The following is a 20,147-nucleotide window of genomic DNA, read 5'->3' as shown; positions in this document are numbered from 1 at the left end:
TCCTGTTATGGCTTGCCGGCGCGGGTGATCGTCCGCCGGGCGGCTTCGGCAACGCTTTGCGGCGTGATGCCGAATTCGCGGTAGAGCACGGACGCCGGCGCAGAGGCGCCGAAGCCCCGCATGCCGACGAACTCGCCGTCAGTGCCGATCCAGCGATGCCAATCGCCGACTACGGCGGCCTCGATGCCGACGCGCGGGGCGGTGCCGAGCACACAGGCGCGGTAGTCCTCCGGCTGTTCCTCGAACAGCGCGAAGCATGGCGCGGAGACCACAGCAGCGCGGATATGTTCCGTCGCGAGCAGGCGAGCGGCTTCCAGCGCGATCGAGACTTCGGAGCCGGTCGCCATCAACGTGACGTCGCGACCGCCGTCCGGCGAGACGATGAGGTAGGCGCCGCGCGCGACACGGTTCCTGCCGCGCACGTCGCTGCGGAATGTCGGCAGCGCCTGACGCGACAGACACAGCACGGAGGGGCGATCTTCCGCCTCAAGCGCGCAGTCCCAGGCTTCCAGCGTCTCGACCGCGTCGGCGGGGCGGAACACCAGAAGATTCGGGATGACGCGTAGCGCCGCGAGATGCTCGACGGGCTGATGCGTGGGACCGTCCTCGCCAAGACCGATGGAGTCGTGGGTCATCACATGGATGACGCGCAGCCGCATCAACGCCGCAAGACGGATCGCCGGCCGGCTGTAGTCGGAGAAGGCGAGAAAGGTGCCGCCATAGGGGATGAATCCGCCATGCAATGCGAGGCCATTCATCGCGGCGGCCATGCCGTGCTCGCGAATTCCGTAGTGGATGTAGCCGCCGGCGAACGCACCACGCGCCACCGGAGTCTGCGCTTTGGCATGCGTGAGGTTCGAATGCGTCAGGTCCGCCGAGCCGCCGACCAGTCCGGGAATTGTCCCGGCGATGCCGTCGAGCACCTGCTGCGAGGCTTGCCGCGTCGCCAGCTTCGGACGCTCGCTGGCAAAGCGCTCGCGCAATTTCGCCGAGGCCTGGGCATAGGCCTCCGGCAGGGCAACGGCCTTGCCCTCGATGAACAGCTCGCGCTGCGCGGCCGTCGCGCATTCGTAGCGGTCGAGCCAGGCAAGACGCTCGACCTGCCCGCGCTGTCCGATCATCCGCCATGCCTTGAGGATCGGGATCGGGACCACGAAAGGCTGATAGTCCCAGCCGAGCGTCCGCCGCGCCGCCGCCGTTTGTTCGGTGCCGAGCGGCGCACCGTGCGCCTTCTCGGTGCCCTGACGGTCCGGCGCGCCATAGCCGATGATGGTGCGGCAGGCGATCAGCGACGGTTTTGTGCTCTCACGCTCTTCGGCAATCGCCTGCGCAACCGCTTCGGGGTCGTGGCCGTCGACACGGCGGACCGACCAGCCGGACGCCGCGAAGCGCGCGAGCTGATCATCGGAAGTAGCCAGTGAGGTCGGCCCGTCGATGGAGATGCCGTTGTCGTCGAACAGCACGATCAACCGGCCGAGCTGGAGATGACCGGCGAGCGAGATCGCCTCCTGGCTGATGCCTTCCATCAGGCAGCCGTCGCCCGCGATCACATAGGTGAAGTGATCGACCAGGCCGTCGCCGTGCCCTGCATTGGCCATGCGCTCGGCGAGCGCCATGCCGACCGCGGTCGCGATCCCCTGCCCCAGCGGGCCGGTCGTGGTCTCGACACCCGGCGTGTGGCCGTATTCCGGATGGCCCGGCGTCTTCGAGCCCCACTGCCGGAACGCCTTGATGTCGTCCAGGCTGACGTCGCCGCCGGTGAGATGCAGCAGCGCATAGAGCAGCATCGAACCGTGCCCCGCCGACAGCACGAAGCGGTCGCGATCCGGCCAGTTGGGATGCGCGGAGTCGAACTTGAGGAACCGCGAGAACAGCACGGTTGCGACATCGGCCATGCCCATGGGCAGGCCGGGATGGCCGGACTGCGAGGTCTCGATCGCATCGACCGCGAGGAAGCGGACGGCATTGGCGAGATCGCCGTGTGTGACTGCCGTGATGTCGGCTTCAGCGTGGACGGAGATGTTCATCGGATTCTCTCCCTGTTCACTTCAGATTTCGCTTGCGCTCGATCAGCTGCATGATCAGCGGCGTCAGGATCAGCTGCATCGCCAGATCGAGCTTCGCGCCGGGACACACGATGGAGTTCGCGCGGGACATCCAGCTGTGCGGAAGCATCGACAGCAGATAGGGAAAGTCGATGCCGCGCGGATTCTTGAAGCGGATCACGACCATCGATTCGTCCGGCGTCGGGATCCAGCGCGCGATGAACGGATTGGAGGTGTCCACCGTCGGCACGCGCTGGAAGTTGATGTCGGTCTCGGTGAATTGCGGGCAGATGTAGTGGATGTAGTCGGGCATCCGCCGCAGGATGGTGTCGGTGACGGCCTCGGTCGAATAGCCGCGGGCGCTGCGGTCGCGGTGCAGCTTCTGGATCCATTCGAGATTGATGACCGGCACGACGCCGATCTTGAGATCGGCGTAGCGCGCGACATTGACCTTGTCGGTGACGACGGCGCCGTGCAGGCCCTCGTAGAACAACAGGTCCGAGTTTTCCGGCAGCCGCTCCCATTCGGTAAAGGTCCCGGGCGCCGTACCGTGCAGTGCGGACTCCTCGGCATCATGGACATAGTGCCGCGTCGTCGCGGTGCCGGTCTCGCCATAGTCGCGGAAGGCACGCTCCAGCTCCTCGAACAGGTTGGTCTCGGGGCTGAAATGGCTGAAATGCTTGTTGCCGCGTTCGGCCTCCTTCGCCATCTGCGTGCGCATCTCGGCACGATCATAGCGATGGAAGGCGTCGCCCTCGATGTAGACGGCGTTGACCTTCTCGCGGAAGAAGATCTGCTCGAACGTCTTCTTGACCGAGGTGGTGCCGGCGCCGGAGGAGCCGGTGATGGAGATGATCGGATGCTTCCTGGACATGGGTCGCCTCGCTCACAGCCGGAAGAAGCCGCGCCGCGCGAACAGCGGTGCGGAGATGCTGGCGACCAGCAGCGGATCGCAATGCAGTTCCTCGACGCGCTGCACCTCGTTGCTCGAGCCCATGATCAGCGGCACGCGCTGGTGCAGGCTCTGCGCCGATAGCTCGAGGATGCGCTCGCGCCCGGTCGTGGCGGAGCCGCCGGCCTGTTCGATGATCATGGCCATCGGGTGCGCCTCGTAGGTGAGGCGCAGGCGGCCGTCGCCATAGCCGGGGCGCGCGTCCGAGGGATAGAGGAACACGCCGCCGCGGGTGAGTATTCGGTAGGCCTCCGCAACCAGCGAACCGATCCAGCGCATGTTGAAATTGTGGTTGGCGGGCCCTTCGACGCCGGCAAGACATTCGTCGACGAAGGCGCGGACCGGCGTATCCCAGTGGCGGCGGTTCGACGCATTGATCGCGAATTCTTCGCACATCTCGGAGATCTGCACGGCGCTGCGCGCGAGGCGGAAGCAGCCCGCCCTGCGGTCGAGCGTGAAGATGTCGACGCCGTCGCCGAGCGTGAGCACCAGTGAGGTCTGCGGCCCATAGGTGACGAACCCCGCGGCAAGCTGCGCCGAGCCGCGCTGATGGAAGGCGAGAGCCAGGTCATCCGGGGCAGGCAGGATCGAGAAGATCGTGCCGACGGTCATGTTGATGTCGATGTTGGAGGAGCCGTCGAGCGGATCGATCGCGACGCAGATTTTTGCCTCGCGGTCGCCGATTTGCGGCTCGCGCATCTCCTCCGACGCGAGCGCTGCGATCGGCAGCCTGCTGAGACAGCGGCGCAGGATCGCATCCGCCTGGAGGTCGAGATCGCGCTGGAGATCACCGTCGCTGTTGCGGCCGGTGGTCAGGCCCGACGCGTCCGCAAAATCGCCGGTGGCGATGAGGTCGGCGATCTCGATCGCTGCCGCCGCGATGGCGTCGACTGCGGCTGCCACGGCCAGCGCATGCGGCGCCGTCTCGGAATACCGTTGAAGGTGGTCGTCCAACCTGAGTTGCCCGGTCATCTGCGTCCATCCCCTTGCGGGCGCCGCATCCAGTTCCCTCCCCGCTGGAGGTCGGTGCGGTCGGTCCCAACACGAGGAGATTGACAGGGGCGGCTTAATAAGGAAAATTTCTATTCATAATGAGTGCCAAAGAATTTTCTTATAATGGCCCCAGCCACGCGGCGGCCCAGCTCCGGCATCTGACGATCCGGCAGCTGCGCTCGCTTGCGGCGCTCTCAGCGAAGGGCAGCGTCACCGCGGCCTCGAGCCAGCTCGGCCTGACCCAGCCAGCCGTCACCCAGCAGCTTCGGCAGCTTCAGGACCTCGCCGGCCTGCCACTGGTGCAGCGGACCGGCGACGGCATGCTGCTGACGGAGGCAGGCAAGGAGGTGCTGGCGCTCGCCGAACGCGTCGAGGCCGCGATCATGGACTGCCAGGGCGCGCTCGATCTGCTCGCTGGACGGACCGGCGGCACGGTGCATCTCGGCGCGGTGTCGACCGCGAAATACTTCGTGCCGCATGCGATCGCGGCGTTCTCGAAGCGGCATCCGAAGATCGAGATCAAGCTCACGATCGGCAATCGCGAGGAGATCCGCGAGGCCATGCACGGCTACGATCTCGATTTCGCCGTGATGGGTCGGCCACCGGCCGACGTCAGCGTCGACGTGCGTCAGCTCGGGCGCAATCCGCACATCATCGTCGCGCGCAAGGGACACTGGCTGGGGAAGGATTCCGGCCTCAACCTGACCGACCTCGTGCACGAGACCTTCCTCACCCGCGAGCCGGGATCAGGGACGCGCACGCTGATGGAAGGCATGTTCCAGAGATCGGATCTCGAGCCGATCATCGGCATGGAGATGAGCAGCAACGAGACCATCAAGCAGGCCGTCATCGCCGGGCTCGGCATCGCCTTCATCTCGGCCCACACGGTGGCGCATGAGCTCGCCGAAGGCCGCCTCATCGTGCTCGATGTCGCCGGCCTTCCGATCGTCCGGCAATGGTACGTGATCCGCCGCAGCGACAAGGTGCTGCTGCCACCGGCGCAGGCGATGTTCGATTTCCTGGGCTCCGAGGGCTCGAACTATTTGCCCGACGTGCCCGAGTTCGGCGGGCAATAGCCCGCCAATACTCACCCCATCAGCTTCATCGCAACCGTCGCCGCCAGAATGACGATGATCTGGAGCAGACGCTCCGTCGTGAAGACACGGTTGAAGGTGGTCATCGCTGGTCCCGGCCGACTTAGGAGATCTCGATCGGTCCGGTGCTAGCACACGCGGGCGCCGAGATAACTCCGTAGTCGCCACGGGCCCTGCCGGCGCGCAGAAACATGTGATCGCCTGGAACCCGACAAGTTTCGAACGATTCAAATCATCCTGCGCGGAATGGCCGCACGGTCACTTTGTTCATGCACACAGTGACTTCGCGTGCACGGATGCTCCTTGCCCCGCATCCGGCCGTGCAATGGGGAATCCGGGCGAGTTTTGAAAGAGTCAGGGAGGGCGCGATGAGCCACATCGCCGCCGCGGGAGAGCTTTTGTCTGCCGCAAGCTACATGTCCAAGCGCAATTTTTCGGGTATCGGAGGCGTGTTGACCGCGCTGATGACGTCAGCTGCGTTCTTCGCAAGTCCGCAGGCCTTTGCGCAATCCACGCCCGCACAAGGCGTGACGATTCCATCCGTCACCGTGACCGCGCCGGACGCACAGCGCCGTACCAATCCCGCTTCGGCCGTACGCCGGTCGAGCGGCACGCGGAGCCGCCGGACGCAAACGGCACGGCGGCCAGGGACGACCGCCGCGCCACAGCCCTTCATGCCATCGCAGGACGCGCGCACCGGCACCGTCGGCTATTTCACCAACAGCACCTCCGTCGCCACCAAGTCGAACACGCCCATCGTCAACATCCCGCAATCGCTTTCCGTCATCACCCAGCAGCAGATCCGCGACCAGAATTATCAGGGCTTGACCGATGTCACCCGCTACGTTCCGAGCGTCGCCGTCCACCAGGGCGAAGGCAATCGCGACGAGCTCGTCATCCGCGGCGTCGATTCCAGCGCCAACTTCTTCGTCAACGGCTTTCGTGACGACGTGCAATATTTCCGCGACCTGTACAACGCGCAAAGCATCGAGGTGCTGAAGGGCCCGAGCGCCCTGACCTTCGGCCGCGGCGCTGGCGGCGGCGTGCTCAACCGCACCCTCAAGGAGGCCGATGGCACCCGCATCTACCAGGCGACGGGGCAGACGGGCTCGTGGGGCGACCGCCGCGTCTCGCTCGACGCGGGCCAAGCCGTCAACGACAACGTGGCAGCACGGCTGAACGTGTTCTACGAGGGCAGCGATGCGTTCCGCGACTTCAACCATCTCGAACGCTACGGCATCAACCCGACCGTTACGCTGAAGCCCGACGACTTCACCAAGATCAAGCTGTCCTACGAATATTACCACGACGGCCGCACCGCCGATCGCGGCAATCCCTCGCAGGGCCTTCCCGGCGGCGTCACGCGATTCAATCCGACGACGCCGTTTGCGCCGAACGGCAATCTCCAGACATTCTTCGGCAGCCCCCGCCTCAATACCGCGCAAGCCACGGTGCAGACCGGCATGGCGATCATCGAGCACGACTTCCAGAACGGACTGTCGGTGCGCAACGGCACGATGGCGGCCGACTACCAGAAGTTCTACCAGAACGTCTATCCGACCGGCGGGCCGCTCGCCGGCGCCGTCAACGCAGCCGACACCGCGGTCAACCTTGGCGCCTATCAGCACACGACCAACCGCGACAACGTCTTCAACCAGACCGACTTCACCTACAAGGGCTGGACCGGGCCGATCGCGCACACGGTGGGCTTCGGCACCGAGTTCGGCCGCCAGACCGGTGTCGACATCCGCAACACCGGCGTCTTCCCGAACGGCACCAACACCATCGTGCAGAACCCGTTCGCTCCGACCTATTTCGGACCGGTCACCTTCGTCCACCACTTCACCGGCACCAACACCGATGGCGTCACGACACCGGATTCGAACAGCAAATATGCGTTGAACGTCGAGTCCGGCTACCTGCGCGACACCATCGAGTTCTCGCGCGCGCTCCAGCTCATCGTGGGCACGCGGTTCGACCGCTTCGAGATGTCGGCGCTGGACATGAACACCAACCTCAACCGCAACCGCACCGACAATCTGGTCTCGCCGCAAGCGGCCGTCCTCCTCAAGCCGATGGAGACGATGTCGGTCTACACCGCCTACAGCATCTCCTATTTGCCCGCCTCCGGCGACCAGTTCTCCTCGCTCAACGACGGCACGCTGATCCTGCAGCCGCAGAAGTTCGAGAACACCGAGGTCGGCATGAAGTGGAACATCAATCCGAGGCTGCTGTTCTCGACCGCGATCTACAATCTCAACCGCACCAACCAGCCGATCGCCGACGGCAACAATCCCGGCTTCTTCCTGCCCTCCGGCAGCACGCTGACGCGCGGCTTCGAGGCGAGCCTCGTCGGCTACGTCACCGAGCAATGGCAGTCCACGCTCGGTTATGCCTATACCGATGCGAAGATCACCAGCGCGACGTCGGCGACCGTGGTGCCGGGCAATCGCGTGCAGCTCGTGCCGTACAATCAGTTCGCCTGGTGGAACAAGTACCAGTTCACGCCGATGTGGGCGGCCGCGCTCGGCATCATCTATTTCGGCGATTCCTTTGCATCGTCGGATGACACGGTGAGACTGCCGAGCTTCGTGCGCTTCGATGCCGGCGTCTACGCCACGATCGATGCCAACTGGCGGGCGCAGCTCACGGTCGAGAACATCTTCAACCGCGGCTATTGGGCGTCCGCCGACGGCAACAACAACATCTCGCCCGGCCAGGGCCGCACCGTGAGGGTCCAGGCGAGCTACCGGTTCTGACGGCTATGGCGCGAACGTCTGCGTCCCATCGCGTGTCGTTCGCGCCGTTCGTCATCGATCCGAATACCTCTGATGGTTAACGATCAGGCAGCGCGCTGGACGGCGGCGTAATCCGCGCGCGCGGCGAAATAGGCTTCCAGCTCCGACAGCGCCCGCGCTTCCCACTCGCTCGCCTGCTCCAGAAGCGACCAGCTCTGGCCCGGGCGGAATGCAGCGGTCTGGCGATAGAGCGATGCGATGCCGCGATAGCGGCGCACGTTCTCAAAGATGGCGTGACCGTTCATGTTCAAAAACTCCCTCGTCATTCCCGGGGGAGAAATTGCGTCCAAATCTTTTTCGAAAAGTTAGCGGCGCGCACCAAGCTCGCGGATGGTTGCCGGACTGTTGCGCTGGCGCAACGCGCCGCTTCCGCATGAGGCGGATTTATTGCGAATTCGTTGCCGTGCTCTCGCCCGAGGGCTTCAGCCCGCCGCGGCTGATCATTGCCATCGTCTCGCGGCAGAGATCGGCAAGGCCGATCAAGAGCACCGCGAGCAGGCAGAACAGGTTGATGGAATCCGCGCCCGCGCTGGAGAGCGGCATGAACTGGAAGAATGGCGGGATGAACGCCCACCACACCAGCGGAACGGTGAGCAGCGCGGCGAACACCGCCGCCGGCGCGCCCGCGACGATTCCAAGCACGAACAGGCTGGGCAGGAACGCCGCGAAATAGAGCTTTGCGCCGAGTGCGACGCAGACGCCTTGAAGCGCTGCCGACATGGCGACGACGACAAATCCGAGCAGAAACGCCTGCCACGACCATGGCCGTACTCGCGGTACGCCAACCAGTCCCGCACGCCTCATCAGCCTCCCCCTGCCGCCCGTTAACCGGGCTCGCTTGCGACCAAAGTACTACAGCCGCAGGGAAACCGCGAGACGGAAATCGCACGGTGCTGGGCTGCGTATCCAGGGCTTGGTAAACGGCCGCGGGCACGATCGTACCGCTACTCTGTCGCCGCATAGAGCAGGCCCGCGACGGGCAGAGCAAGGCCAATGGCCGACGCCAACGTCCAGCCGCCTTGCGCGAAAGCCCAGGCGCCGACCGCAGAGCCGGCAGCTCCGGCGGCGAAGAACGTCGCCATATAGAGGCCGTTGAGACGGCTGCGGTGCTCATGCCCGAGCGCGAAGATGGCGCGGAAGCCCAGCACGACGTTCCCCTGGACACCGATATCGATGGCGATCGCGGCCACGACCAAGCAGGCGAGATTCAGCGTCGAGCCGGCCGCACCGATATAGGTCACCAGGAAGCCGGCGGCCGCGAGCAGCATGGCGACCAGCGTCGCGATGCGGCTATGGCCGCGATCGGCGAGCCGTCCCGCGATTGGCGCGGCGAACACGCCGGCGACGCCGGCCAGCGCGAACAGCGCGATGCCGCGCTGGGAGAAGCCGAATTCGCTGGCGAGCTGGAGTGGCGCCACCGTCCAGAACAGGGTGAAGGCACCGAACAGGCTCGCCTGATAGAGCGCGCGGCGCCGGAGCAGCGGCGTGGTCCGGGCCAGGTGCGGCATCGACAGCAGCAGCGTGCCGTAATGCATGCGCGCGACCGGCTTGCGCTTCGGCAGCGTCGTCCACAGCACCGCCGCGAGCACGATCATCAGCGCGGCGGAGATGAAGAACACCGCGTGCCATGACAGCGCTGCCGTGATGAAGCTCGACACCGGTCGCGCCAGCATGATGCCCAGCATCAATCCGGTCGAGACATTGCCGACGACGCGGCCGCGAATGGCTTCCGGTGCAAGGTGTGCCGCATAGGGAATGATGATCTGCACGGCGACCGAGCCGAGGCCGATGAACAGCGCGGCGATCAGGAACGGCAGCGCGTGGGTGGTGAACGCGGCGGCCAGCAGCGAAGCCGCGCCGAGCGTGATGACGGAGCAGATCAGCGCGCGGTTCTCGATGAGGTCGCCGAGCGGCACGATGAAGAGAAGCCCCACGCCGTAGCCGATCTGCGTCATGGTGACGATCAGCCCGGCCGCCGCATGCGAGAGGCCGAGCGCGGCGCTGATCGGGGCGATCAGCGGCTGGGCGTAGTAGATGTTGGCGGCGACCATGCCACAGGCCGCGGCAAGCACGAAGGTCAGTCGTTGCGACACCTCATCCGGCCCGGGTGCGGTCTCGATCGTGGCATTCATCGTCATTCCAACAGACTCCAGATATCGGGAATGATCATTCCCTAATAGGACACAAATTCAGGCGAGCAGTTTCATCGCGACGCCGACCAGGCGCTCGCCGTCGAGCGGCAGGCGCGCCTTGCCGACGACGCGCATTCCCTGCGTGATGCAGATCATCAGCCGCGCGGTGTCGTCGGTCGCAACATGGGCGGGAATCGAGCCATCGGCCTGGCCCTCGCGAATGAGGCCGGCGATGAAGGTCTCGTTGGTCTCGAGCTGGGCGTTGACGCGGGCGCGGACGTCCGGATCGAGCGCGGCGAGCTCGACCGCGCCGCCGACCACGATGCAGCCGCGACGGCCCTCGATCCCCTGGGAGTGCTCGACATAGGACAGCAACATATGGCGCAGTCGCTCGCGACCGTTGGCGCCGCGCGCGGCCGCGCTGCGGGTCTGCTCCCGGCGCACCGCGGCATAGCGCTCGAAAGCGGCCAGGAACACGGCCTGCTTGTCGCGAAACGCCTTGTAGACGCTGCCGGTGGCAAGCCGCATCGCGGCGGTCAGGTCGCCGATCGAGGTGGCATGATAGCCCCGCTCGCAAAATACGCGTACGGCGCGGTCGAGCGCAGTGTCCATGTCGAATTCCCGGGGACGGCCGGGTGGACGGGCAGCAGGCTGGGGACGGCGCGCGGCTTTTTGCATTGCGGGATAATAGGGAATGATTGTTCCCGAATCAAGGCACGTGGCTGTGAATGGGGGTGGATGGAGGGCACGCTCTCTCCCCATCGTCATTGCGAGCGTAGCGACTTGTCCGCCGAAGCTTCAGCGAAGGCGGAAGCAATCCAGAATCCCTCCGCGGAAAGGCTCTGGATTGCTTCGCTGCGCTCGCAATGACGGAGCAAGGGGGCATCGGCGTCGTCCTCCAAGTACCACCGTCATTCCCCGCGACCCGGCTACGCCAAGGCTTCGCCGGGGCTGAGGTCCAGGGCCGCCGAAGCTTTAGCGTAGGCGGCAAGCGGGGAATCCAGTACGCCGCGGCCTCTCGGCTCAATCACACCCGTCTCTGGAATGCTGGATCGCCCGGTCAAGCCGGGCGATGACAGCGCGTGTTGCAGACACACCTTCGCATCCTCGCAGCGCATTTCGCCCGAGCTTTGCTTGATCTCTCCACCCTCGAAGCCAAGAGGGCGCAGGGAAGGCCGGGTGCTGACCTCGCACCCGCGGTCCGCTGCGCGAAAGGTAGCGCAAGGAAACCGCACAGCAGCATACAGGTGGTGCCAATCACTCGGCCTTCCCTGCGCAGTGGTTGGACGGCTTATGCCGTGCTCTCCCGGGAGCCGAATTCCTTCTGGTCTCCCTCACGCTAGCGAAAGTCACCGACACCGCGCCGGTTGACGCGACTGCCGCATTCGCAAAGCACTTGACCGTAGCAACGACGGCCAGGACCACACGGTTTTGCCGTACGCACGGCCCGCCATTTCGTCGCAGTTTTTCCAGCCCTGTCGACGGAGCCGGAAACTTACAGACGAGACGAACCTGACAGCGCCGCCCATCCAGCACGAAGTTTTGGGCTCACGGAGAGCAATCCGCCCTGCCCTTGACCTCTCGCGCCCGACGCTGCCGCGTCCACCGCAAGCCCAGCTCTCGACAATGACGACACAAGATCGCCCCTCTTGGTGAGCCGGGATGGGTGACACATACGCCAATTCCGAATTTCGGTAAAGTGGAATATTCTTGCAAGCGCAACTTGACACCGGCGCAGATCGGAATGACCCGGTGTTTTGCCCGACGGCCGGGGTCAGCGGGGCGTGACTGGCAGCACGCCTGTGCGAAGTGGCGGCGGCATGCCCCACCGCATCAACACCATCCTGCGTCTGTGTTGCGGACGACCGGCGCAGGATAGTCGGGAAACACGCCGGGCATCGGTGCGAGGTTGCCGACGTATCGGTTGGCGACGCGAAACAGTGCGGCGACGCAGCTTGGTTCGTCGCGATGCTGTAGAGGTTGCACATGCGTTTCGCGGGCTAACGCTTTTTAAAGTCCGTTAGCTTGCGGAGGTAGTAGCCTTGTCGCTGAACGGCGAGCTTAATGTTCTCACTGACGCTCGCTACTTTTTTCTTCTTATGCCATCTGCCTGACGCGTCGGAAAGCGGAATTGGCAAACCATTTCGCACAACCAACAGATCTCGCCTGGTGTTAAGATACACATCGAACATTCTAAGGCCCCCAGCCGATTGTCAGAGTATCGCGGGGAGCAGAAATAGCAAACAACTCCACCCGGCCTACGATGGACAAGCACGCCGCTACAGATTGCGGTGGATGGCGTGCCGGCACGCCGGCACAACGGAGGCGACGTAGGACCTGTGTCGCGACTTGAGCGGCGGTCATCATGTGTCGTCATCCAGTGGCGGCTCACCTCACTTGTCGGCCATCTCCTGTTAGACCTTGGCAATCTCTGTGCGCACCTCGAACACACACGCTCGATGGCGCGCCGGGTCGCAAGATCGCTACGTCGCGCACCGTGCAGGATAGATGCCATCAAAACGGTGCCAGCAATGCCGCTTTAGCCACACTTACCGGTGAGGACCTGATCTTGAAACGTAGGAGAGTACGTCATTCCGCTGACCGATCAGTCGCGAAATTATGTTGGCGAACTGAACGAGAGAAAAAATTGCGAGGAATTCCAAAATCATTTCGAAAAGCCTCCGGGTTCGAAAATTCGCTGTCGTAAAACACGCCCCAGCCCGGAGACCGCAAATCTAAAACTGTTTGTTGCGGCGTAAACGCAAAATGGAACAGTTCAACGAAGAAACAATAAATCAGTTGCCTTTCGGCAACAGCATGAGGAGATTGCAGCGTTCTCGCAAACACGCTGTCATTGCCGCGCCGTGCGCAGCATCGGCTTCACTGCGCGACGATTGCCGCCGCTCGCGCCGCAGGTATCGCAGATAAGCGACGCGGCTCTGATCGAGCGGGAAGCCGTCACCTTGCCGCTGGATTACGCCTTCGGCTTCGAGCTTGCCGATGTAGGTCCGGCTGCAATCGAGGTGCTGCGCCAGCGCCGACGCGCTGACGGTCTCGACGCTTCTGGATCGCGGTCGAGGAACAGGCTTGGCGACGGGCGCGACGGTTTCGGTCATCAGCGTCATTCCTGCTGCATCGCGGCGGGATAGCTCACTTTCGCTTCCGGCGGCAGAGCGGACCATATCCAGATTTGCTGCTGGTCGACCTTGGGCGCGATTGCGCCTAACCGGACCTTGCCATGCGGTCTTGAACTCATTCGTTGACGAGGGCGTGTATTGCCCCGTGACCCAAATCCCTTATGTTTATTCGTAGCAGTGATCGGAGCCGGCCCATGTTTCCGTTAATTGTTGCTGCAATCCTTTATCTCAGCCTCATCTCTGCGTGCGGGCACTATACTGCGAACTATGCCGAACAGAGGGGACGCTCTAGGGCCGCCTGGTTCATCTGGGGCGGATTGTTTTATCCACTCCCCTACATTGCGTTGGCACTCTTACCGCCAGTCCGCCGGGAGACGCCGGTCTAAGTCCGCCTCGCTTGGCGGCTTTTCTTCAGTGTCACCTTTGGGCCCATCGCGTCATTTCGCTGCAAAGCGCTGGCTGCTCGCTATCGGCGCATAGCGAACGTTCCGGCGTCCCCTGCAACTGCAACCACGTGTTTTCTCGCACCAGATATTCTCAATAGATGCGGTCGCGCGGTCCCCGCGTTTCTTTTTGCCCTCTGAAGGACCCTGACGACCGATAGCGGAGGGACCGCCCATCCTTCGACGGTCGCCGCCAGCCATCGCGGACATCACGTCATCACCACGACACGGTGCGAGCCATCGACGATGCCGCGTTCGGGGCCGACATTCGCTGGCTTTCTGACCCAAAACAACCGTAGGCATTATTCTGAGAACCGTGTAGCCTCCCCGCACCGTCACGCTCTTTGCTTGCCGGAAGCTGCTGCCCACAAAACGGAGAAACGCCGAACTCTCCGCTTCTCTTCAAATTGCAGCCTTGGTGCCATTGGCAGGCGCGATCTTCAGAACCAGCCATTCATAGATCACCAGCGTGCGCGTCGCATAGGCGCGCCCGACTGGCGGACACGATCAGATCAAAGAGGGCAAAGTCATGAGCAAAAGCTTATCGCTGCTGCTGGTGCTGTTGTTCGTCACTATCGGCCATGCGCGGGCGGACCCGCTCACTGAGGACATGACGAAACTCAATGCGCAATGGGATGCAGCGATCAACGATCCAAATTTCGATGCCTTGCTGCCAATGTATGCCACCGATGCCAGTCTAATCCCGCCCGGCGCACCGCCCGTTTCGGGTGCGACTGCGATACGCGACTTCTTTGCCAAAAGGGGAACGAGCGTCAGAAATCACAAGCTTGAACTTGTTGAGGTTTTGCCAATGGGGGACTACGCATACGTGACCTCCCGCTTCAAAGCTTCCTTGGTCAAAGGCGAGGAAACAACCAAGCTGTCCGGAAGCACCGTTAAGCTTTACGAACACCAGTCCAACGGCGAATGGAAGGTTAAGTCCCACATTTTCGTTCGGGAATAGCCAGCCAAACATTACGAGCCGAATGAGCCGGGATGGGCTACACATACGCCATTTCCGAATTTCGGTAAAGTGGAATATTTGGCGCGATTGGGTTGACAGCAAAGCGAAACACCCGGGCATGCCACCGTCATTCCGGAGCGCGGCGAAGCGGCGAGCTATGATGCGCAATTGCGCATCTGAGATCCCATGTCGCCGCGCAACTGCGGCCCGATGGATTCCGGGCTCAATGCTGCACATCGCCCCGGAATGACGAAGGGGAGAGTGTCACCGCTTCGGCCGCCCGGCAGGCCTTCGCCCTCAGCGGACGCGCTGGCACTCTCCTTGCTGCTCGCCCGCCAATCCCTCAGACCCGCAGTGGGTCTGTTTCATAGTGAGGCGATCCCATGCAATCGACGTCCCGTTTCGAAGCGACCATCCCGACACAGCTCCACGTCCTGATCTCCGATCTGCGTTGGCGCACGCAAATGCTCGACGCCGACATTCAGGAGGAAGAGCGGAGGGCCGGAATCTCCGATCCAAACAATCTCGCCTACCCGATGCTCGCGCAGAACCTGAGAGCCCGGCGCGACAATCTCCAGGTGAGCATCGCGATCCTGGAAAGCCGCATCGAAAAGCGATCAACCGAGTGGCCGAGCGCCGCCTGACGCGGATCGTGCCGGGCCCGACCAGGCACCGCGACGGCATCTACAGAAGGGCGCGGGCGATGGGCGATAGCCCTGTCCGCGCCGGTCAACGCGCAGGAACCCGCGTTGCCCTTTTGCAACGGTTCCCCACCGTCTGAAGCCGGACAAAAGAAACTCCCATTCCAGCCACGAACCCCGCTCACAACGCCGTGAGACTAGCAGGGGAACTACGATGCGTGCACAGCGCGTTTGGAAAGTGAATGGGGCCGCCAGCATCGGGCAGCTCCAATCGAGACTGGATGACCTGAACAAGCGTCTCGGTCAGCTCGAAAGCCAGCATCCGGCGAGCTGGAGGCTCGAAGAACTGAGATCCAGCGCGCTGAGCCTGTCGCGCGAGATCGACGACATCCGCTGCGCCGAGGCGACGGCGGCCTTGAGCGAGCTCTTGCGGAAGTAGAGCTTCGGGCGATTCGAGCGACGCGCAAGGAACCAACCTTCCTCGACGCCATTGCCATGCTGAGCATGGAGCAGAATCATGACCAGGCACCTGACGCGAGCCCATCTCGCGCGCGGGGCGGCCGGCGCGGTGTCCACGCTGGTCCTGTGCGCGACGGCGGCATTCACCATCGCGCACCACTTCGCGCTGTGAGGGATTTTGCATGACATCCGATCCCGAGGAGTCGGTGAGGCTGCAAGGTTTTGGTGAGATGACGTTGCGCACTGCTGTCGCGACGCTGATGGCGCTGGCGCCGCGCGAGCGATCCGACGCCGCCATCTTCCGTGTCCGCGACGACGTGCGTTTGGCCTCGAGCGAGATCGCCGAACTTGCCTCGGACTGGGGCATGACACCGATGGCTGAAGTCAGGTCTCCAAGCCTCGTCCCGGAGCAGCACTGGCCGGACATCATTCGCGGCATGGTGCGCGAGGCGCCACTGCCGGCACTGATGGTGGCGTTCCTGGTGGGCGTGCTGGTGGCGCGGCGGTAGTCTACTGACCTACTGTCCAGCATCGGACCATCGGCCGGCGAATGTAGAGCCATGCCGCCGCGGCAGATGCCCCTGCCCGGCCAAATCGGCCGTGGACCCGCCCCGAAAATCGTTGCAAAAAGGCGCTCCCGAGGCGCTGGCGGCCGGTCCGCCAAGCCTCTGGAAAACGTCGACTTTTGGAAGAATGGTCGGAGTGGCAGGATTCGAACCTGCGACCCCTGCGTCCCGAACGCAGTGCTCTACCGGGCTGAGCCACACTCCGACAAGAAGGCGGCTTATAGCGTCGGGTTTGACGCACCGCAAGCGGCCGGCATGAGGAATTTTGTCCCTGTGAAAACGGGTCTTGAAACGCTGATTTTACCGGCCGGCCAGGCCGGCGCGGAAGCTGCCGCCCGGATTTTGGCCGCCGGCGGGCTGGTCGCGTTTCCGACCGAGACGGTCTACGGGCTCGGGGCGGACGCAGCCAATGCCACCGCGATCGCCCATCTTTACGCCGCCAAGGGGCGGCCGGCCTTCAATCCGCTGATCGCCCATGTCGCCGACCTCTCGGCCGCGCGCCGGATCGGGCGGTTCGACGCGCGTGCGTTGAGGCTTGCGGAGGCGTTCTGGCCGGGGCCGCTGACGCTGGTGGTGCCGAAAACGGACGACTGTCCGGTGGCTGAGCTGGCCACCGCCGGGCTCGACACGGTCGCGATCCGGATTCCCGCCCATCCGGTGGCGGAGGCGATCCTGCACGCCTTCGGTGGGGCCGTGGTGGCGCCGTCCGCCAACATCTCCGGCCATGTCTCGCCGACGCTGGCCGCCCATGTCGAGAGCGACCTTGCCGGGCGGATCGACCTGATCGTGGACGGCGGGCCTGTTACGGTCGGCGTCGAATCGACCATCGTCGGCTGTTTCGACGCCCCGATGCTGCTGCGCCCCGGCGGGCTGTCGCGCGAGCGGATCGAGGCCGTGCTCGGCGCGCCGCTGGCGCGGCCACCTGTAGAGGCCGAGAGCGACGACAGCCAGCCGCTGGCGCCGGGCATGCTGGCCTCGCATTACGCCCCGCGCGCCAGCGTGCGGCTCAATGCGCGCGACGTGGCCGCGGGCGAAGCGCTGCTCGCGTTCGGCCCCGATCGCCTGCCGGGCCTGGAGGCCGCCGCCGCTGTCATGAATTTGTCGCCCGCGGCTGATCTCGATGAAGCCGCCACCAATCTGTTCGGCTATCTTCGCGCCCTCGATGCGAAGAGCCCGCGAGCGATCGCGGTGATGGCGGTGCCGGAAGAAGGACTTGGCGAGGCCATCAACGACCGGCTGCGCCGGGCCGCGGTCGCCCGATAGCGCATGATCCGGAAAAGTGTGCAGCGGTTTTCCGATAAGATCATGCGCAAGAGATAAGAGCGAAGAAGAGACAAGAGCATGAACGTCAATAAGCCAGCCACCCCTCCGCTTGCGCCCGAGTTGATCGAACAATTCCGCAAGATCGTCGGCGACCGCCACGCGATCACCGACGCGGCCGACATCGAGGCTTACGTCACCGAGGAGCGCAACCTGTTTCACGGCCGCTCGCCGCTGGTGCTGCGCCCGGGCTCGACCGCGGAAGTCTCGGCGATCTGCAAGCTCGCCTCGGCGCACAGAATCGCGCTGGTGCCGCAGGGCGGCAACACCGGGCTCGTCGGCGGCCAGACGCCGCACAACGGCGAAGTGGTGGTGTCGCTGCGCCGGCTCGACAAGATCCGCGAGGTCGACACCGCCTCCAACACCATGACCTGCGAGGCCGGCGTCGTGCTCCAGGTCGCGCAGCAGAAGGCGGCTGACGTGGACCGGCTGTTTCCGCTCTCGCTCGGCGCGGAAGGCAGCTGCACCATCGGCGGCAATCTCTCGACCAATGCCGGCGGCACCGCCGCGCTCGCCTATGGCGTCGCGCGCGAGATGGCGCTGGGGCTCGAGGTGGTGCTCGCCGACGGTCGCGTGCTCAACGTGCTGTCGAAGCTGAAGAAGGACAACACCGGCTACAATCTGCACAACCTCTTCATCGGCGCGGAAGGCACGCTCGGCATCATCACCGCGGCCACGCTCAAGCTGTTTCCGAAGCCGCGGGCGGTCGAGACCGCCTTCGTCGGGCTGAAATCCCCGGCCGCGGCGCTGAAGCTGCTGACCATCGCGCAGGGCGAAGCTGCGAACGCGCTGACGAGCTTCGAGCTGCTGTCGGAGATGGCGGTCGACTTCTCGGTCCGCCACGGCATCGACGTGCGCGATCCGCTCGAAGCAAAACATCCCTGGTACGTGCTGATGGAATTGTCCTCGCCCGGCGACGATGCCCGCACGCCGCTGGAGACGATCCTGACGCGCGCCATGGAAGACGAGATCGTCGACGACGCCGTGATCGCGGCCAACCTCACCCAGCGCAACGGCTTCTGGAAGCTGCGCGAGGAGATGTCGTCGGCGCAGAAGCCGGAGGGCGGCTCGATCAAGCATGACATCTCCGTGCCGGTCGCCGCCGTGCCCGCCTTCATCGACGAGGCCAATGCCGCCGTGGTGAAACTGATCCCCGGCGCGCGGCCAGTGCCGTTCGGCCATCTCGGCGACGGCAATCTGCACTACAATGTCAGTGAGCCCATCGGTGCCAACACCGCGGATTACCTGGCGCGCTGGCACGAGATGAACGCGGTCGTGTTCGAGATCGTGCTGCGCATGGGCGGCTCGATCTCGGCCGAGCACGGCATCGGCGTGCTCAAGCGCGACGAACTGCCGGAGGTGAAGGACAAGACCGCGATCGAGCTGATGCGGGCGATCAAGGCGATGCTCGATCCGCTCGGCATCATGAATCCGGGGAAGGTGCTGTGAGCGTCTCCCTTACGATCGATGCGATCACCGACGCCGATGTCGAGCCCGTCGTCGCGCTGTGGCAGCGCTGCGGCCTGACGCGGCCCTGGAACGATCCGCATGCCGACATCGCGCTGGCGCGGCGGCGCGACAATTCCACCGTGCTGATCGGCCGCGATGGCGGCACGATCGTCGCCACCGCCATGGTCGGCCATGACGGCCATCGCGGCTGGGTCTATTACGTCGCGGTCGATCCCGATGGGCGCAAACGCGGCTATGGTCGCGTCATCATGGCCGCGGCCGAGGACTGGCTGCGCCAGTCCGGCGTTTTGAAGCTGCAACTGCTGGTCCGCCGCGAGAACGCGCAAGCCAATGCGTTCTATCAGTCGCTGGGTTTCGAGGAATCCACCTCGGTGATGTTCCAGAAGTGGCTCGACGGCCGCGCTTCCACAACGTAGCCGGAAAACAGCAATGACCATTTCCGACCGCGTCCGCATCAAGGACGTCCGCGTGCTCTCGGACGGCTGGACCACGCTGAAGACCACGACGTTCGAGTACCGGCGCGCCAATGGCGAGTGGCAGACGCAGCACCGGGAAACCTATGAGCGCGACAACGCCGCCGCCGTGCTGCCGTATAATCGCGCACGGCGTACGGTGATCCTGGTGCGCCAGTTCCGTTTGCCGGCCTTTATCCGCGGCTACGACGATCTCCTGATCGAAGCGGCCGCCGGCGTGCTCGACGACGCCTCCCCCGAGGTGCGCATCCGCGCCGAGGCCGAGGAAGAGACCGGCTATCGCCTGCACCACGTCCACAAGGTGTTCGAGGCCTTCATGAGCCCCGGCGCCATCACCGAGAAGCTGCATTTCTTCGTCGCCGAATACGAGCCGGAGATGCGGGTCAGCGACGGCGGCGGCCTCGAGCACGAAGGCGAGGACATCGAGGTGCTGGAGCTCTCGATCGACGAGGCCTTGGCGATGATCGCGGACGGCCGCATCATCGACGCCAAGGCGATCATGCTGCTGCAATACGCGGCGCTGCATATTTTCAGGTGAGTTACGCTTTCTTCCTTCTCCCCCTGTGGGCCTGTTGCGTTATGGGCTCTTGAGGCTGAAGACGTCATGAGCGAATGCCCTGGTCGCGGCAATTGCCTGCCAAGATCTGTAGTTGTCGCCCT

18 protein-coding genes, 1 tRNA gene and 1 pseudogene are annotated in these 20,147 nt (G+C 64.3%); 9 read left to right on the top strand and 11 right to left on the bottom strand.

Annotation, left to right across the window (positions count from 1 at the left end; translation table 11 throughout):
• Nucleotides 1-5: 5 nt before the first annotated feature.
• From tkt to ABIA90_RS23850, 3 genes are read right to left on the bottom strand one after another with little or no spacing between them, the layout of a single operon-like run.
• The gene (gene tkt, locus ABIA90_RS23860) at nucleotides 6-2,027 is read right to left on the bottom strand and encodes a transketolase (protein WP_354119925.1); all 2,022 of its coding nucleotides are present in this window, start codon (nucleotides 2,025-2,027) and stop codon (nucleotides 6-8) included.
• Between the two features lie 16 nt (nucleotides 2,028-2,043).
• Entirely contained in the window at nucleotides 2,044-2,919 is an 876-nt protein-coding gene (locus ABIA90_RS23855) for a phosphoribulokinase (protein WP_071916089.1), read from the bottom strand.
• 12 nt (nucleotides 2,920-2,931) lie between these two features.
• Nucleotides 2,932-3,969, bottom strand: coding sequence for a class 1 fructose-bisphosphatase (locus ABIA90_RS23850; protein ID WP_354119926.1), 1,038 nt, complete (start codon nucleotides 3,967-3,969; stop codon nucleotides 2,932-2,934).
• Between the two features lie 119 nt (nucleotides 3,970-4,088).
• Between ABIA90_RS23850 and ABIA90_RS23845 the strand changes: the two genes are divergently transcribed.
• Nucleotides 4,089-5,066, top strand: a complete 978-nt coding sequence (locus ABIA90_RS23845) for a LysR family transcriptional regulator (protein WP_166350459.1) — start codon at nucleotides 4,089-4,091, stop codon at nucleotides 5,064-5,066.
• A 386-nt stretch (nucleotides 5,067-5,452) separates the two neighbouring features.
• Nucleotides 5,453-7,843, top strand: coding sequence for a TonB-dependent receptor (locus tag ABIA90_RS23840; RefSeq protein ID WP_354119927.1), 2,391 nt, complete (start codon nucleotides 5,453-5,455; stop codon nucleotides 7,841-7,843).
• 83 nt (nucleotides 7,844-7,926) lie between these two features.
• Here ABIA90_RS23840 and ABIA90_RS23835 read toward each other — a convergent pair whose 3' ends face one another.
• The 6 genes and pseudogenes from ABIA90_RS23835 to ABIA90_RS23810 form a co-directional block, all read right to left on the bottom strand.
• Complete coding sequence (locus ABIA90_RS23835; RefSeq protein WP_014497279.1) at nucleotides 7,927-8,127, bottom strand: hypothetical protein; 201 nt, start codon at nucleotides 8,125-8,127, stop codon at nucleotides 7,927-7,929.
• Nucleotides 8,128-8,266: 139 nt separating this feature from the next.
• Nucleotides 8,267-8,686: a DUF4118 domain-containing protein gene (locus ABIA90_RS23830; protein WP_354119928.1), complete on the bottom strand. Its 420-nt coding sequence runs from the start codon at nucleotides 8,684-8,686 to the stop codon at nucleotides 8,267-8,269.
• Nucleotides 8,687-8,826: 140 nt separating this feature from the next.
• Nucleotides 8,827-10,020: an MFS transporter gene (locus tag ABIA90_RS23825; protein WP_354119929.1), complete on the bottom strand. Its 1,194-nt coding sequence runs from the start codon at nucleotides 10,018-10,020 to the stop codon at nucleotides 8,827-8,829.
• Nucleotides 10,021-10,071: 51 nt separating this feature from the next.
• Nucleotides 10,072-10,692: a TetR/AcrR family transcriptional regulator gene (locus tag ABIA90_RS23820; RefSeq protein WP_502916654.1), complete on the bottom strand. Its 621-nt coding sequence runs from the start codon at nucleotides 10,690-10,692 to the stop codon at nucleotides 10,072-10,074.
• Between the two features lie 1,105 nt (nucleotides 10,693-11,797).
• Nucleotides 11,798-12,002: pseudogene (locus ABIA90_RS23815) on the bottom strand (SOS response-associated peptidase); the annotation flags it as partial.
• 807 nt (nucleotides 12,003-12,809) lie between these two features.
• Nucleotides 12,810-13,139 (bottom strand): hypothetical protein, encoded by a 330-nt coding sequence (locus tag ABIA90_RS23810; protein WP_354119930.1) that lies wholly within the window; start codon nucleotides 13,137-13,139, stop codon nucleotides 12,810-12,812.
• 984 nt (nucleotides 13,140-14,123) lie between these two features.
• Here ABIA90_RS23810 and ABIA90_RS23805 point away from each other — a divergent pair.
• Both ABIA90_RS23805 and ABIA90_RS23800 read left to right on the top strand, forming a co-directional pair.
• Entirely contained in the window at nucleotides 14,124-14,558 is a 435-nt protein-coding gene (locus ABIA90_RS23805; RefSeq protein ID WP_354119931.1) for a YybH family protein, read from the top strand.
• 464 nt (nucleotides 14,559-15,022) lie between these two features.
• The gene (locus ABIA90_RS23800; RefSeq protein WP_371496182.1) at nucleotides 15,023-15,202 is read left to right on the top strand and encodes a hypothetical protein; all 180 of its coding nucleotides are present in this window, start codon (nucleotides 15,023-15,025) and stop codon (nucleotides 15,200-15,202) included.
• 300 nt (nucleotides 15,203-15,502) lie between these two features.
• Here the strand turns inward: ABIA90_RS23800 and ABIA90_RS23795 are convergent, their stop codons facing one another.
• Entirely contained in the window at nucleotides 15,503-15,718 is a 216-nt protein-coding gene (locus ABIA90_RS23795; protein WP_354119932.1) for a hypothetical protein, read from the bottom strand.
• 122 nt (nucleotides 15,719-15,840) lie between these two features.
• On the opposite strand from ABIA90_RS23795, the gene ABIA90_RS23790 reads away from it, so the two are divergent.
• Nucleotides 15,841-16,167 (top strand): hypothetical protein, encoded by a 327-nt coding sequence (locus ABIA90_RS23790; RefSeq protein ID WP_354119933.1) that lies wholly within the window; start codon nucleotides 15,841-15,843, stop codon nucleotides 16,165-16,167.
• Between the two features lie 185 nt (nucleotides 16,168-16,352).
• Here ABIA90_RS23790 and ABIA90_RS23785 read toward each other — a convergent pair.
• Nucleotides 16,353-16,429 (bottom strand) — tRNA-Pro (locus ABIA90_RS23785).
• A 68-nt stretch (nucleotides 16,430-16,497) separates the two neighbouring features.
• Here ABIA90_RS23785 and ABIA90_RS23780 point away from each other — a divergent pair.
• From ABIA90_RS23780 to ABIA90_RS23765, 4 genes are all read left to right on the top strand, one after another.
• On the top strand, nucleotides 16,498-17,487 hold the full coding sequence (locus tag ABIA90_RS23780) for an L-threonylcarbamoyladenylate synthase (protein WP_354119934.1): 990 nt from the start codon (nucleotides 16,498-16,500) through the stop codon (nucleotides 17,485-17,487).
• A 78-nt stretch (nucleotides 17,488-17,565) separates the two neighbouring features.
• Nucleotides 17,566-18,993 carry an FAD-binding oxidoreductase gene (locus ABIA90_RS23775; protein WP_354119935.1) on the top strand — a complete coding sequence of 476 codons (1,428 nt, stop codon included), beginning with the start codon at nucleotides 17,566-17,568 and terminating at the stop codon, nucleotides 18,991-18,993.
• Nucleotides 18,990-19,430 carry a GNAT family acetyltransferase gene (locus ABIA90_RS23770; RefSeq protein WP_354119936.1) on the top strand — a complete coding sequence of 147 codons (441 nt, stop codon included), beginning with the start codon at nucleotides 18,990-18,992 and terminating at the stop codon, nucleotides 19,428-19,430. Before ABIA90_RS23775 ends, ABIA90_RS23770 begins: the two co-directional genes overlap by 4 nt.
• A 13-nt stretch (nucleotides 19,431-19,443) precedes the next feature.
• Entirely contained in the window at nucleotides 19,444-20,025 is a 582-nt protein-coding gene (locus tag ABIA90_RS23765; RefSeq protein WP_166086634.1) for an NUDIX hydrolase, read from the top strand.
• Nucleotides 20,026-20,147: the final 122 nt, after the last annotated feature.

It is taken from the genome of Bradyrhizobium sp. LA6.8 (genome assembly GCF_040547935.1).
Classification (GTDB): Bacteria; Pseudomonadota; Alphaproteobacteria; order Rhizobiales; family Xanthobacteraceae; genus Bradyrhizobium; species Bradyrhizobium barranii.
The sequence above is the reverse complement of the archived record's forward strand: the minus strand, read 5'-3'. Positions and strand labels throughout refer to the sequence as shown.

Bases quoted from the DNA above. Each gene is read 5' to 3' on its own strand.
- tkt (WP_354119925.1), bottom strand. From the start codon at position 2,027: ATGAACATCTCCGTCCACGCTGAAGCCGACATCACGGCAGTCACACAC.
- ABIA90_RS23855 (WP_071916089.1), bottom strand. From the start codon at position 2,919: ATGTCCAGGAAGCATCCGATCATCTCCATCACCGGCTCCTCCGGCGCC.
- ABIA90_RS23850 (WP_354119926.1), bottom strand. From the start codon at position 3,969: ATGACCGGGCAACTCAGGTTGGACGACCACCTTCAACGGTATTCCGAG.
- ABIA90_RS23845 (WP_166350459.1), top strand. From the start codon at position 4,089: ATGAGTGCCAAAGAATTTTCTTATAATGGCCCCAGCCACGCGGCGGCC.
- ABIA90_RS23840 (WP_354119927.1), top strand. From the start codon at position 5,453: ATGAGCCACATCGCCGCCGCGGGAGAGCTTTTGTCTGCCGCAAGCTAC.
- ABIA90_RS23835 (WP_014497279.1), bottom strand. From the start codon at position 8,127: ATGAACGGTCACGCCATCTTTGAGAACGTGCGCCGCTATCGCGGCATC.
- ABIA90_RS23830 (WP_354119928.1), bottom strand. From the start codon at position 8,686: ATGAGGCGTGCGGGACTGGTTGGCGTACCGCGAGTACGGCCATGGTCG.
- ABIA90_RS23825 (WP_354119929.1), bottom strand. From the start codon at position 10,020: ATGACGATGAATGCCACGATCGAGACCGCACCCGGGCCGGATGAGGTG.
- ABIA90_RS23820 (WP_502916654.1), bottom strand. From the start codon at position 10,692: ATGCAAAAAGCCGCGCGCCGTCCCCAGCCTGCTGCCCGTCCACCCGGC.
- ABIA90_RS23810 (WP_354119930.1), bottom strand. From the start codon at position 13,139: ATGACGCTGATGACCGAAACCGTCGCGCCCGTCGCCAAGCCTGTTCCT.
- ABIA90_RS23805 (WP_354119931.1), top strand. From the start codon at position 14,124: ATGAGCAAAAGCTTATCGCTGCTGCTGGTGCTGTTGTTCGTCACTATC.
- ABIA90_RS23800 (WP_371496182.1), top strand. From the start codon at position 15,023: ATGCTCGACGCCGACATTCAGGAGGAAGAGCGGAGGGCCGGAATCTCC.
- ABIA90_RS23795 (WP_354119932.1), bottom strand. From the start codon at position 15,718: ATGATTCTGCTCCATGCTCAGCATGGCAATGGCGTCGAGGAAGGTTGG.
- ABIA90_RS23790 (WP_354119933.1), top strand. From the start codon at position 15,841: ATGACATCCGATCCCGAGGAGTCGGTGAGGCTGCAAGGTTTTGGTGAG.
- ABIA90_RS23775 (WP_354119935.1), top strand. From the start codon at position 17,566: ATGAACGTCAATAAGCCAGCCACCCCTCCGCTTGCGCCCGAGTTGATC.
- ABIA90_RS23765 (WP_166086634.1), top strand. From the start codon at position 19,444: ATGACCATTTCCGACCGCGTCCGCATCAAGGACGTCCGCGTGCTCTCG.